Raw genomic sequence first — 13,929 nt, forward strand, 5'->3', positions numbered from 1 at the left:
TCAGCCAATGGGAGTGTAATTGAAAACAAAGCTTTATTTCCAGCGAAATAAAGCTTTGTTTATTATCTTTCATAAGCAAAACGGGCTAGAAACTGCTTTGTCCGTTCCTCTTTTGTTTGTTCGAATACTTCTTTAGGAGTACCTTGTTCAACAATGACACCATCCTCCATAAAGATGATTCTGTCAGCGATATCATAGGCAAAGCTCATTTCATGTGTAACGATAACCATCGTTACTCCTTCTTCGGCAACCTTTTTAATTACCTCTAATGTTTCTCCGACAAGTTCGGGATCAAGAGCCGAAGTAGGCTCATCAAACAAGATAACCTCCGGGTTTAGAGCCAATGCTCTTGCAATTCCGACACGCTGCTGCTGTCCGCCGGAAAGCTGGTGTGGATAGGAGTCTTCCTTCCCCTTTAAACCAACCTTTTCTAATAGCTCTAAGCCCTTATTATATGCAGCCGCCTTTGACACCTTTCTTGCGATTACAAGACCCTCCATAATATTTTCTATTGCTGTCCTATGAAGAAAAAGGTCATATTGCTGAAAGACCATTGCTGTTTTTCGGCGAATTTCCAGGATATCCTTAGAGCTTGCCTTTTTAAAGTGGACTTTTTTATCACTAATGGTTAGCTCACCGTCATCTGCTCGTTCAAGAAAGTTTAAGCATCTTAAAAAAGTGGTTTTGCCTGAACCGCTTGGACCTAGAATGACAACAACCTCACCTTTTTTAATTTCCAAGTCAACACCTTTAATAATTTCATTCTTCCCGAAACTTTTGGAGATATTTTTAATTGTAATCATGCGAAGCTTCTCCTTTTGCTGCGGCTGAAATAACGCTCATAGCCGGATGATATTCCTTCAAGTGCAGCACACATTGGCCAGTAGATTAACGATACAGCCACATACGCTTCAAGGAAACGGTAGTTAACATTTGCCTCAATCAGAGCACCGTTTAATATATCTACAACGGAAACCATGGAAACTAGTGAAGAAGCCTTAATAAGAGAAATTAATGTGCTGTTTATCATCGGGAAGGCAATAGGAAATACTTGTGGGATCACTACTCTCTTAATGACCTGCACTCTTGATAATCCTACCGAATAGGCAGCATCGAACTGGCCCTTCGGAATGGCTGTTAGCGCCCCTCTGAATATCTCTGACAGACCGCTTGTTGCGTATAAGGTTAAGGCAAAAATCGCAACCCACCTTCTATCAATATTCTTAAAGCTTATGTCCCAGGACATGGACTTTGCTAGCTGCTCCAGCATATCTGAACTGATAATATACGTAACCAATAAGATAAGAATAACGGGAATTGCTTTAAAGACAGTCACAAACCATTTGAAAAATGTGGAAAGGACAGGGATTTTATAAAAACGTACAAGTGCAATAACAAGACCAATTACAGATCCTAGCAGGAGCGGCACGAACCCTAACAGCAGCGTTGTTGGCAGATAATGCAATGCAGCTGTAAATGCCTTAAACATAAATGGGAAATCGAAGTCCATTTATACCTCCTCCTTTCTTATTTCGTATAATCTGCTCCAAGAACCTCTTTAGATATTTTGGAAAGCTTCCCTTCATCAATTAATTCTTCAAGGGCACCGTCTATATCTTCCTGGAGCTTCGTATCATCCTTGCTGTAAAGATAATATGTTTTAGAAACATAGGCAGGCTCTCCTAATGTTTTTAAATCAGCTTTAAATTGCTCATTTAATTTGTTTACATCGAACTTAGTCAGCAATGTTGCATCTATTGTTCCTGTCTGAAGATCCTTGACAAGTACTTCATTTGATCCGCTGCCGTACACAATATCGATCTTATTATCATGCTCTTTGTTGTATTGCTCCAATATATAGGCATGATTGCTTCCTGTTGATGTGTAAACTGTTTTTCCTGCCAAATCATCTAATGACTGGAAGTTGTTTTTTGAGTTTGCGTCAACAACGATATAACTTGTATAGTCTGTGTAGCCTACTTTCCCATACAAATATTTGGCCTGTCTTTCATCATTGATTTCATACTGATGTGCTGCCAAATCAATTTTATTTGCATCAAGTGCTGGTAAAATATTTTTAAATTCATATGACTCATATTTAAATTTATATTGTGGCAGCTTTTCATCAACTGCATCAAGAACAGCTTTTTCATAGCCTGTTAATTTTCCATTTTCATCCAAATACACAAAAGGCTGATATGCATTTCCAGTTCCGACGATAATTTCCTTTGCATCAGAATCATTGTTCTCTGCGCTGGCACTTTCTGTGCTTTCACCGTTACCGCAGCCCGCAAGTACTAATCCAAGCGCAGCAGTTATTCCAATAATCTTCCAAGACTTATATTTCGGCACGATTCTCATGCTATTTCCCACTTTCATCTGTTTTAATTTACTTTGTTTTTTCCATTTGGCAACAGCAGCAGCTTCTTGCCATTAGGTAAGATTGGTGTTCTGATGCTTTTTTTGCTTCTTTTTGGGTACCGATATTTCTTTTCTATCAAACCAAACAATTGCTCTAAGCCAATGCTCAATACGATAAAGATAACAGCGGCAATAAAATAACCTTCCATGACTCGATAGTATAAAGCTCCTAAAGTCTGAACCTTGCCCATGACATCTAATATTCCTAAAGAAAAGGCAAGAGAGGTGTCTTGCAGCAGGTTAATAATAGACGCTCCAAGGCTCGGCATTGCTATCTTACTTGCTTGGGGTATTAGCACTCTTCGATATGTCTGCCCTTTTGTTAAACCTATTGAGGCTGCTGCTTCATACTGTGATGGAGGAACACTCAACAGGGAAGAACGGAAAATTTCAGAAAAGAACGCAGCTGCATTCAAGCCATAGGTTATATAGATGAAATAGATTTTTTCCCACTGCGATAGGTCAATCCCAATAGAACCGAGCAAACTGGGAAGACCGTAAAAAACGATGAACATTTGCACAAGTATCGGTGTTCCTCTTACAAAGGAAACATATACAATACTTAATTGGCTTAATACAGGCACCTTTTCTATCCGAAGATAAGCAATCAGTAAACCTATAGCAGCTCCAATTAAGGTTGCGAATAATACGATCAAAAGGGTCGTAGGAAGGGCACTCAACACTTTCGGGAAGAGGGTAATAACGTATTCCCATTTAAAAAACTCTCCCATGGGCTGCCTCCTTTCTTGTTATACAGAAGTCTTTTCCGCTTTAGCATCGCTAAACGGCGGTGTCCCGAGAATATTTTCATCGAAGCGTTCTGGAATCAATACTTTATACATCAGAATCCCAATGTCGCCATCGTTTTCATGCTGAAAATATTCCTTATACCCTTTCCGTTTATACATATCCAAAAGCCAAGGATGCTTTTTGCCAGAAGTTCCAAGCGTAAAAGCAGGTGCCTTAAATGTGTCTCGCAGCAATGTGTTTTCTACATATTCCAATAATTTATTTCCGATTCCCTGTCCGCTCAAGTCCGGTGCAGTTGCAAACCACCAAACAAATGGATAGCCTGACACTGGTGTGGTACTCTCCCAAGGAAAGCGGATCGTTAAAGTTGAGATAAGTCTGCCGTCCCGTTCTAAAACAACAGCAGTAGAATTGACGATATTCTCTGTTACCATTTCTAGCGTGGCTCTTGTGGATGGCCAGTTGATGCCAAGTTCTCCAACCGACTTGAATGCACTAGACAATAATTCTAGAAATGCTGGGGCGTCTTCTTTTGTTGCGATTCGAAAGATATCTTCACTCATACAAATTCTCCATTCTGTGTATTTTTTAAAAGATATTGGTTTACTTCTAGTTATTAAAAGTCAAGTAGCATAATGCCGATCCTTTGATTAAGCCTCCGCTCCTTCCTTGCCTTTGTTTATATCCATGTATTCTTATTGGATATGTATAATATAATATGTTTTGCGCTTCTTGACTAATTAGTATTAATAAAGTGTTAATTCAATAAAACTAATAATCAATTAAAACCTATGTGCTTACTAGGTTTATAGTCCGTTTGAAGCTACTTTTTTTGGCTCTTCCCAGATAAAATCAGGTATTTCCTTTCGTAAGACAGGTAGTACTTCCTCAGAAAACCGCTGAATTTGCTCCTTCTGCTCGGCTTCACTAAGACCGTCAACACTCAACCCTTGCACTTGATGACCAAATGCTTCATGGTATAACAGAATCTTTTCGATAATAGCATCTGCTGATCCGACTAATGATGGCCCATTTTCAACATAGTCATCTAAATTCTTAAATGGTGAATTATTATGTTTAGAAGCATCCGTATTCATAAAAGCATCATAATATGGCCGATATTTGTTGATTGCCTCCTCCTTTGTGTCAGCAATATATAAACTGCCTGCCCCAGAGCCGATAATGGCCTTTTGCGGGTCATGACCGTAAAACGCCAATCTTTCTTTATAATGGTCAATTAGCTGCTTATATTTTGCAATTGGATGAAAGACATTGGAAGAAAATATCGGCTCGCCGTTTTTGGCTGCTAGTTCAGTAGAAGCTGTGCTTGATGCACTTCCATGCCAAATAGGAATGCCCTTCTGGTATGGTCTTGGCTCAATTGTGACATTCTGTAGTGGAGCCCTGTACTTGCCGCTCCAATTGACAGACTCCTCTGACCATAGTCTTTTTAATAAATCGTACCTTTCTGCAAGCGACTCCCATTGTTCTTCCTCGGTAATTCCAAATAGAGGATAATGGCGTGGATCATTTCCTTTTCCTATAATCAAATCTAGTCTGCCTTTTGATAATTGATCTACCGTGGCAAAATCCTCGGCAACTCGGATTGGATCCAACACACTTAAAACAGTAACAGTCGTCAACAAACGTATTTTCGTTGTTTTTGCGGCAATATTAGAAAGCACTACAGCAGGTGAAGAAGAAAGGAATGGCGGACCATGCCTTTCCCCTACACCAAAGCCGTCAAACCCTTGCTTTTCAGCCAATACAGCTTGATTAATGACATTTTCCAGCTTCTGATGGGTAGTAAATGTTTCCCCGCTGATTGGATTGGTGTTATTACTAATTAGCGAAAATAAGATAAACTTCATCATTCTCCCCCATTTTCATCTTTTATTTTTGTTTATCCTTACTTATTAATAAAAACATCGTTGAAAAGTGGATATCCTTGTGAATCAAATGTTAGACCTTCCACATCATTAGAGGTTGCAACAGTATATGGGAATACATAGATAGGAATAAAATATCCTTGCCCAATCAGTTTTAGCTGGACCTGTTTGTATAATTCCACTCTTTTCTCTGTATCTATTTCTAGCTCACCTTCCTCTAGCCACTGATCAATTTCCTCGTCATGAAGTCTAGCAAGACTCGAACCGCCATTTTCAGGAAGATTTTCAGAGTGGAAGAATAGACGAAGAACATCCGGATCTCCCGCTACCCTGCTGTTGCCGATAACATCATAATCCTTCCCGTTTTTTGTGATATTATAGTATTCTGCTGATGTAGTAATCTCTAACTTAACACCTATTTCCTTCACTTGCTGCTGAATGATTGTAGCAATATCGTGGCGCTTCTCCCTGTTGACATTACTGTCTATTAAGCGAAGTACCAGCTCTTTACCGTCTTTTTCTCTTACTCCTTCACTGTTTTTCTTCCAGCCAAGATTTTCTAGCCGTTTGTTTGCATCCTCTACGTCAACCTTGCCTGTATTTTCAAGCGATTTGTCATACCCTAATATGGTTGGTGTTATAACAGACCATGCCCGCTTATATGTTCCTAAATAAAGCGTATTGACGATATTATCGACATCAATTGTTTCTTGCAATGCAATTCTGGCATCAAGCTCGTTCCATGGTGCATTTTCTGGGTTAATAAACAAGCCATATGGCATGCCTGCTGTTTCTGTTTCAAAAATTTTCAGGTTGCCATTTGCTTTAATAGACTTCAAGTCTTGAGGTGGTACTGTTTCAACAGCATTCAATTGGTTGCTTTGTACACTGCCGATTCTTGTTGCCTCTTCTGGGATAATTTTGTATGTGAGCTTATCTAAATATGCTTTTCCTTCATGTTCAGCAAATGGTGCTTTCCCTGTGTAATCAGCATATCTTTCCAACACAATTTCATTATTCTCATCCTGACTGACAAACTTAAAGGGACCAGAACCAACTGGATTTGTCGCAAGGGACAATCCATACTTTTCAGCAGCTTCTTTGGAAACTATCGCTAATTTAGGCTGACTTAAATTACTTAAGAAGGTTGCTGCAGGTTCAGAGAAATGAATTTTCACGGTATATTCATCTACCACTTCAGATGACTCATAATTTTCAATAAGTGCATATGCACTTGCAGCCTTTGTTTCAGGATTTACGATACGGTCAAAGTTATATTTAACAACCTCTGCGTTAAATTTGCTTCCATCATGGAAGGTAACATCATCTCTTAATTTAAAGGTGAAGGTTTTTTGATCATCAGAGACCTCCCAGCTTGTTGCAAGCCATGGTTCTATCTTGTTATCCTCTGTCTGGTAAACAAGCTTTTCATAAATACTGTTATTCACCCTTGTTGAAACAGCCATTCCGCTAGTATGAGGATCAAGACTATCAGGCGGTGTTGCTAAGCCATAAACCAACTCTCCGCCTTCCTTAGGTACTGCATCTCCACTGGCAGATGTATTTACATTTGATTGCTGGCAAGCTGTCAACAGCAGCAAAACTCCAAGCATATAAAATAAGATTGATCTTCGCAATCGAGTTATTCTCATTATCTTTTTCCCCCTTGAACAATTGTTTTTTCGCTTTTAACACTAATTAATTGGTAAAGGATAGTGACAAGCTGTAAATCTACCTTTTTGAATTTCCTTTAATGCCGGCTCTTCCTCTGCACATTTCTCAGTAGCAAAAGGGCATCTTGTTCGGAATCGGCAGCCTGATGGCGGATTTGCAGGAGACGGAATTTCTCCTTCTGCTTTTAGCTTATTTGTCCTTTTTCCATTTGGAATAGAGTCAATCAACACTCTTGTATATGGATGGGCTGGCTCCTGAAAGATGGCTTTACTTGGAGCAATCTCCACAAGCTTGCCTAAATACATCACACCTACTCTGTCAGATATGTGCTGGACGACACCTAAGTCGTGACCGATGAACAAATAAGTTAAACCCATTTTTGCTTGTAGGTCTTGAAGCAAGTTGATTATTTGAGCCTGTACAGAAACATCCAAGGCGGAAACAGCCTCATCTGCCAATATAAAGGCTGGATTTAGCGCTATCGCTCTCGCAATTCCAATTCTTTGTCGCTGTCCACCTGAAAACTCATGGGGATATCTGGATACCCATTCTCGCTTTAATCCGACTTGTTCAAGCAGTTCCTCCACTCTTGATTGTATTTCCTGCTTAGACAGCTTTAAATGCCATTTTAAGGGCTCTGCGATAATCTCACCTATTTTAAGACGAGAGTTGACAGAACTATATGGGTCTTGAAAGATCATCTGCATCTCTTTGCGGTATTTGCCCATTTTTTTACTGCTGAGACCTGATAATGGACTGCCACCGTATAAAACTTCTCCCCCAGTCAATTTTTCTAATTGCAGAATGGCTCTTCCTAGTGTCGATTTTCCACTCCCAGATTCTCCAACCAACCCAAATGTTTCGCCTTTATTGATAGTGAATGACACATCATCTACCGCTTTTACCTGTTTTTTTGCTAAGGAAAGGCCTCTGCCAATTGGGAAATGTTTGCTGACATGCTGAACATCCACCAATATTTCAGTGCTGACTGGCTTCGGTTTGGTGACATTAATCGTCTCAAGTGTTTCCTCTTTTGAATAACTCAAGCTCCATTCCGGTTTTGTGACTAATTCCTCAGAATAAAAACAAGCAGCATAGCGGTCATTAACTTTCTCAAGATTTGGTCTCACCCGTTTGCATTGTGTATTCGCAAATGGGCAGCGGGGATGAAATAGGCATCCTTCTGGCAGCTCATTTAGGCTTGGGATACTGCCTTCAATTGAGTAAAGCTTTCCTTTATTTGCAGTGTCCATCTTAGGAATAGATTTCAGCAGTCCTCTTGTATAAGGATGATGTGGTGTGTGAAATAACTGAGAGACAGTTGCATTCTCCACAACCTCGCCTGCATACATTACGACAATTCTGTCGGCAAGCTCTGCTGCAATTCCTAAGTCATGCGTAATCAGAAGCAAACCCATATTAAATTCATCCTTTAATGACTTTAATAGCTCAATGATTTGCAGTTGAATTGTTACATCCAATGCTGTAGTTGGCTCATCAGCAATTAGTAAATCAGGCTCACAGGAAATGGCCATAGCAATCATGGCTCTTTGCAGCATTCCTCCTGAAAATTCATTAGGATATTGCTTCATCCGATGCTCGGGCTCAGATATACCCACTTTTTTGAGTAAGTTGATTCCTTTCTGCCAAGCTGCTTGTTTCGATATTTTTTGGTGCTTTCTTATCATTTCCGTTATTTGGTGGCCAATTGTAAAAACTGGGTCAAAGGCAGATAACGGCTCCTGGAAAATCATCGCGATTTTCTTTCCTCTTATATGCTGGAGCATCTTTTCATCGATAGAAGTTAGATTAGTTCCTTGAAAAGAGATATCTCCATTGGAAATTCTTCCATTTTCATATTCTATTAATCTCATAATGGCCTTCGATGTGATTGTCTTTCCGCTTCCTGATTCGCCGACTAAGCAGACCGTTTCACCAGCTTTAATAGACAAATTAAGGTCAGATATTGCAGTTATGCTGCCTGTTTTCGTCTTAAACTCTATGTTTAACTTGTTAATATCAAGCATTAAGCATTGTCTCCTTTCTGCTTTTTCTTCGGATCAAGGAAGTCACGGAGACTGTCGCCGATGATATTTGCTGACAACACAAAGGATGTAATTGCAATACCTGGAAAAGTAGCAATCCACCATGCGGCTGCCAAATAGCCTCTACCCTGTGACAATAACGTGCCCCAATCAGGAACCTCTTGGACAACGCCCAAGCCTAAAAAGCTCAACCCCGCTCCAAGTAGGATGGAAGAACCTAACCCATTTGTTGCCATGACTAGCAGTGGAGAATAGGCATTAGGAAGGATATGGCGAAAAAAGATGACGAAATTGCTTACCCCAATTGATTTTGACGCAATAACAAAGTTTCGGCTTTTTAAAGTAAGTATTTGGCCGCGCATCAATCTGGCATATCCCGGTACAGCGGCTATGGATATGGCAAGTATTATATTCATAAGACTTGGTCCCAATGCGGCTGCAAAAGCAAGGGACAGGAGCATTCCTGGGATTGTCATTAAAATATCAATAATCCGCATGAAAATAAGATCAACTATTCCTCCTGCATAACCAGCAACAGAACCGATTATCATCCCTGTAGCAGCGGCAGCAATTACTGATAGAAAACCGATTATTAAGGACGTTCTGCTTCCATAGACAATTAAACTGAAAACATCACGGCCAAAATAGTCTGTTCCTAAGAAATGAATGCCTGAAGGTGCTTGCATTATTTCTTCTGTAAACATTTTGGTTGGTGCGTATGGTGATATCCACTGTGGAAAAACTGCACAAATCATTAAAAAAAGGATAATGCCGCAAGCCGCATAAATAAAAGCATGCTCAGGGAGAAAAATCCTTTTTCTCTTTTTAATAACCGAAAACTTTTTGATTTGGCCGGCTAATACCGTCTCTTTCAAGTGATTTACACCTCCTAGAATGATTTTCGGACACGAGGATCAATAACCGAGTAAGAGATATCTACTAAAAAATTGATGGTTATATATACGATGGCTGAAAAAAACACTACTCCTTGGACGACTGGCAGATCCTTCGCAGTTATCGCATCTGCAACCAATCTCCCAATTCCTTGCCTTGAAAATACAGTTTCAATAACAACTGCTCCGCCCAGCATATCCCCGATCATCATTCCGATAATCGTAATCGATGGAATTAACGCATTTCTTAATGCGTGCTTATACATAACCGTTTTTTCTGATAGCCCCTTTGATCTTAATGTGAGAATATATTGCTCATTCATAACCTCCAGCATGCTGTTTCTTACCATGCGGACAATTGCCCCAGAACCGACAAGTCCTAATGCAATGGAAGGCAGAACAAGCGTAATCCAGCCGTCTGACCCTATTGAAGGGAACCAGCCGAGTGTGACAGAAAAAATTAGAATTAATAAAATTCCTGACCAAAAGGTAGGCATTGAAATGCCAAATAAACCTATTAATCTAGCAACATAATCAATAACACTGTTATGGTGAATGGCTGAAAAAACACCTAATGTAATACCAAAAATAATGGAAAGTATCGCACTTACGATGGTTAGGGCAATGGTGGCAGGAAACTGGGTAATGATTTTGTCTAAAACTGGCGCGTTGTTAACAATGGAGTGCCCAAAATCTCCTTGCAGAATATTTTTTAAATATTCCAAAAACTGAGTGTGGAAGGGCAGGTCTAAACCTAGCTCTTCCCGTAAATTAGCCGCCATTTCAGGTGTGGCACCTGTTCCCTCCAACATTTGGTCTACTGCATCTCCTGGAAGGGAATAATTGATGAAGAACACTAATAACAAAGACCCTAGCAGTACAAAACCGGCAGCAATCATTCTATTTACAATAAATTTCCCCATAGACAATTCCCGCTTATACTTCTAGTGCCGTATTTGTACTATTTTGATTGCTTGGCTTTTTAATTCCTAAATGCTCTCGCAATGTGCTGCCTGTATATTCCTTTTCGTAAATGCCTCTTTCTTGTAAAATAGGCACAACCTTTTCCACAAACTCCTTAAATTGGCTTGGAATATCAGAGTTTATAATAAATCCATCTGCTCCACCGCTTTCAAACCAAGTTTGAATCTTATCTGCGACAATTTCCGGAGTGCCGATAAAAGTACTTCTCGGTACAGCAACCTGCTGGGCTACTTGACGGAGTGTCAGCTTATGTTCCTTTGCCATTTTCTTGATTTTATCAGTTGTACTCTGAAAAGCTTCTTTACCTGTATCCCCAATTTCCGGGAATGGCTCATCCAGTGGAAAAGTACTGAAATCAAAATGATCAAAAAATCTGCCAAGATATGTAATGGCATTATCGATTGGAACTAAGCTGATAAAATCCTCATATATTTTGTGTGCTTCCTCAACAGTGCTTGCAACAATAGGGCTAATTCCCGGGAATATCAGAATCTCCTCATGGCCGCGTCCATTTTGTTCTGCTTTTTTCATTACATCGCTATAAAATTCAATCGCTTCCTCCAGTGTTTCGTGCCCTGTAAAAATAGCGTCAGCAGACTGTGCAGCAAAGGATTTTCCTCTTAGAGAGGAACCTGCTTGAAAAATGACAGGATAGCCTTGTTGTGATCTTTCCAAATTCAGCGGTCCTTTGACAGAAAAGTACTCCCCTTCGTGATTCAATTCATGCATCTTTTCTTTATCAAAAAACTCCCCTGTTTCCTTATTTCTGACGAAGGCGCCATCCTCCCAAGAATCCCAAAGCCCCTTGACGACTCGCAAATGCTCCGCCGCTTTGTTATAACGGTCCTCATGGGATGGAAGATCCTTGCCATTGAAATTTCGAGCCGCTCCTGCTGATGGAGATGTAACAACATTCCAGCCTGCCCTTCCCGAACTAATATGATCTAATGACAGGAATTGTCTTGCAACATTGAAAGGCTGGCTATAGGATGTGGATAAAGTACCGACAAGTCCGATCTTTTCTGTTGCACCCGCTATGGCAGTAAGCAACGTAATCGGCTCGAATCTGTTTAAGAAATGAGGTAAAGATTTTTCACTTATGGAGAGTCCATCTGCAACAAAGATAAAACTAAAATTTGCTGTTTCAGCAAGCTTTGCCCTTTCTTTGTAAAATGGTAGGCTTACACTAGCATCTGCAGGAACAGATGGATGACGCCATCCATCTGTTGTTCCGCCAATACCGTGAATCATTGCACCAAATTTGATTTTTTTATCCTTTGCCATCATTTAGCCACCCTTCTTTTATTCAACAAATTAATTATTCCTATAAAAATACTCAGTATTAAGCAAAAATTAAACTAGTGCTTCCTTTAATGCTTCTAAGTCTACTTTAAAGACAGCTTTATACTCTGGTGATACACCATCACCGATTTCAACTACAGGTACATAACGGATGCCATATTTCACTTCAAGTACATCTCTTAAAGAATCATTTTCTGTTACATCAATTGTAGAATACTCAAAATTGTTTTCGGATAGATAAGATTTAACCTGTTCACAATAACTGCATCCAACTTTGCTCCACACAACTACTTTTTTATTTTGACTCATTATATACCCACTCCTTGATTGTTTTTTTGTTTTAACTTACTATCTTCTGCAAATGCCTCTGTGAGTAGCTTATAAGAATAAATTCTATCCTCGATATTTACAATTGGTGATAAGGAAATTATTTCATCAATTTCATACTTTTCAGCAAGCAAAGTTAGTTCTTTTCTAACATTTTCCTTTGACCCAGCCACATAGCCTGCTTTTTGAACAAGCAGCTGATATTCTGATTCTCCTGCTTGACTAATTACTTTTTCTGCCTGCTCCAATGACCCTACATTCAACTTCCTGCCATCCGCAAAAATGACTTTGACAGATTCTCTTTGCTTAATATAAGAATCTGCTTGTTCATCACTGTCAGCGACGGCAACCGTTAATGCCAGCAGAAATTCACCTCCGCCATTTGGTGAAAATTGCTTAAACCTGGCTCTTGCTTCCTTTAGAATATTTTCTTCTCCGTTAATGAAGTAAGCGAACACAAAGGAAATTCCTAGCCTTGCTGCAAGCTCAGCGCTCTCTGCACTACCACCTAACAGGAATATATCTGGTTTTACTTTTGGTGCAGGAGCTGCTTTTAACTCAAGTACATTCTCTTCTTCATTTATGTATGAATGAAGATCAGCCAATTTTTCTTCAAACGACTTTTGTTCCTCTCGTTTATCTTCCTGCAATGCCTTTGTTGAAAGACTAAGACCCCCTGGTGCTTTGCCAACACCTAGGTCAACTCTATCGGGTGCCAGTGCCGATAATACATGAAATACCTCTGCAACCTTGAATGGACTATAATGCTGCAGCATAACTCCGCCAGAACCGATGCGGATATTTTTTGTCGATGCAAGCAGGAATCCAATCAAACTTTCTGGGGCAGAGCCTGCTAATTGGTCATTATTATGATGCTCCGAAACCCAAAACCGATTATATCCAAGAGAATCTGCAGCCTGAGCCAATTTCACCGTGTTTTTTAGACCTTGCTCTGCATTTTCTCCTTCGCCAATTGGACTCTGATCGAGAATGCTTAATTTAATTGTCAAGTTTCTCACCTCACGATTGATTTTATAAATTGAGTTAATGCATCATTAAGCCTTGCTTTTGTTTCATCCGCCAAACTATAGGAATGATCCTCGTTTTTTGTTACTTGGGTGTCTTGGATATACACGCCACTATTAATATTGGAAGCTCCTAAGTTAATAAGAACAGGTTTAAGGACATAATCTATCACCAATAAATGTCCATATGTGCCACCTAATACCAGCGGCAACACTGCCTTATCCTTCAGCGCCTTTTGTGGAAGCAGGTCAATATACGTTTTGAGAATACCTGAATAAGCAGCTTTATATACAGGAGTTAGAAAAATTACCCCATCACTATTTTCAATTAATTGGTTTGCTTCTGTAATTTTTTCATTATTAAATTCAGCTTTAATTAGTGCCTCACTTGGGAGCTGATGGACTTGGATAGTAGTTGGATTAATGTTTTCCTTTTCTAATAATTCTTTTGCATAATTTAATACACCCGTTAGGCGAGAGTGGATGGAATTTCCACCAGCTACAATCGTAATTGTTGGCATTTTTACTTCCCCTTTCAAAATTCCTTCTAAACCACTTGGATTAGTTGATAATATAGATTATAATAAAGCAAATAATTCAGAAAGTATAATCAGTAAAA

At 39.6% G+C, this 13,929-nt stretch carries 14 protein-coding genes; all 14 read right to left on the minus strand.

The annotated features are described in order from the left end of the window. Positions 1–62 precede the first annotated feature (62 nt). Positions 63–803: an amino acid ABC transporter ATP-binding protein gene (locus EM808_RS11600; protein WP_127738386.1), complete on the minus strand. Its 741-nt coding sequence runs from the start codon at positions 801–803 to the stop codon at positions 63–65. Continuing rightward, positions 800–1,510: an amino acid ABC transporter permease gene (locus EM808_RS11605; RefSeq protein WP_127738387.1), complete on the minus strand. Its 711-nt coding sequence runs from the start codon at positions 1,508–1,510 to the stop codon at positions 800–802. Before EM808_RS11605 ends, EM808_RS11600 begins: the two co-directional genes overlap by 4 nt. Before the next feature lie 17 nt (positions 1,511–1,527). Next, positions 1,528–2,361 carry a transporter substrate-binding domain-containing protein gene (locus EM808_RS11610; protein ID WP_127738388.1) on the minus strand — a complete coding sequence of 278 codons (834 nt, stop codon included), beginning with the start codon at positions 2,359–2,361 and terminating at the stop codon, positions 1,528–1,530. A gap of 23 nt (positions 2,362–2,384) precedes the next feature. Next, complete coding sequence (locus tag EM808_RS11615; protein WP_127738389.1) at positions 2,385–3,152, minus strand: amino acid ABC transporter permease; 768 nt, start codon at positions 3,150–3,152, stop codon at positions 2,385–2,387. Positions 3,153–3,170: 18 nt separating this feature from the next. Next, entirely contained in the window at positions 3,171–3,734 is a 564-nt protein-coding gene (locus EM808_RS11620) for a GNAT family N-acetyltransferase (RefSeq protein ID WP_127738390.1), read from the minus strand. A gap of 243 nt (positions 3,735–3,977) precedes the next feature. Further along, a complete protein-coding gene (locus EM808_RS11625; protein WP_127738391.1) occupies positions 3,978–5,042 on the minus strand; it encodes an LLM class flavin-dependent oxidoreductase in 1,065 nt (354 codons plus the stop codon). Between the two features lie 38 nt (positions 5,043–5,080). After that, the gene (locus tag EM808_RS11630; protein ID WP_127738392.1) at positions 5,081–6,712 is read right to left on the minus strand and encodes an ABC transporter substrate-binding protein; all 1,632 of its coding nucleotides are present in this window, start codon (positions 6,710–6,712) and stop codon (positions 5,081–5,083) included. Between the two features lie 42 nt (positions 6,713–6,754). Beyond that, positions 6,755–8,761 (minus strand): ABC transporter ATP-binding protein, encoded by a 2,007-nt coding sequence (locus EM808_RS11635; RefSeq protein ID WP_127738393.1) that lies wholly within the window; start codon positions 8,759–8,761, stop codon positions 6,755–6,757. Then, a complete protein-coding gene (locus tag EM808_RS11640; RefSeq protein ID WP_412973744.1) occupies positions 8,761–9,654 on the minus strand; it encodes an ABC transporter permease in 894 nt (297 codons plus the stop codon). The genes EM808_RS11635 and EM808_RS11640 overlap by 1 nt, the downstream gene beginning before the upstream one ends. 14 nt (positions 9,655–9,668) lie before the next feature. After that, on the minus strand, positions 9,669–10,595 hold the full coding sequence (locus tag EM808_RS11645; RefSeq protein ID WP_127738394.1) for an ABC transporter permease: 927 nt from the start codon (positions 10,593–10,595) through the stop codon (positions 9,669–9,671). Between the two features lie 13 nt (positions 10,596–10,608). Continuing rightward, positions 10,609–11,940 (minus strand): LLM class flavin-dependent oxidoreductase, encoded by a 1,332-nt coding sequence (locus EM808_RS11650; protein ID WP_127738395.1) that lies wholly within the window; start codon positions 11,938–11,940, stop codon positions 10,609–10,611. Between the two features lie 69 nt (positions 11,941–12,009). Beyond that, positions 12,010–12,267, minus strand: coding sequence for a glutaredoxin family protein (locus tag EM808_RS11655; protein WP_127738396.1), 258 nt, complete (start codon positions 12,265–12,267; stop codon positions 12,010–12,012). After that, positions 12,267–13,295: an LLM class flavin-dependent oxidoreductase gene (locus EM808_RS11660; RefSeq protein ID WP_127738397.1), complete on the minus strand. Its 1,029-nt coding sequence runs from the start codon at positions 13,293–13,295 to the stop codon at positions 12,267–12,269. The genes EM808_RS11655 and EM808_RS11660 overlap by 1 nt, the downstream gene beginning before the upstream one ends. Positions 13,296–13,300: 5 nt before the next feature. Next, the gene (gene ssuE / locus EM808_RS11665; RefSeq protein ID WP_127738398.1) at positions 13,301–13,831 is read right to left on the minus strand and encodes an NADPH-dependent FMN reductase; all 531 of its coding nucleotides are present in this window, start codon (positions 13,829–13,831) and stop codon (positions 13,301–13,303) included. Between the last annotated feature and the right edge of the window lie 98 nt (positions 13,832–13,929).

Origin of the sequence: Niallia taxi (assembly GCF_004005475.1) — a bacterium.
Classification (GTDB): Bacteria; Bacillota; Bacilli; order Bacillales; family Cytobacillaceae; genus Niallia; species Niallia taxi.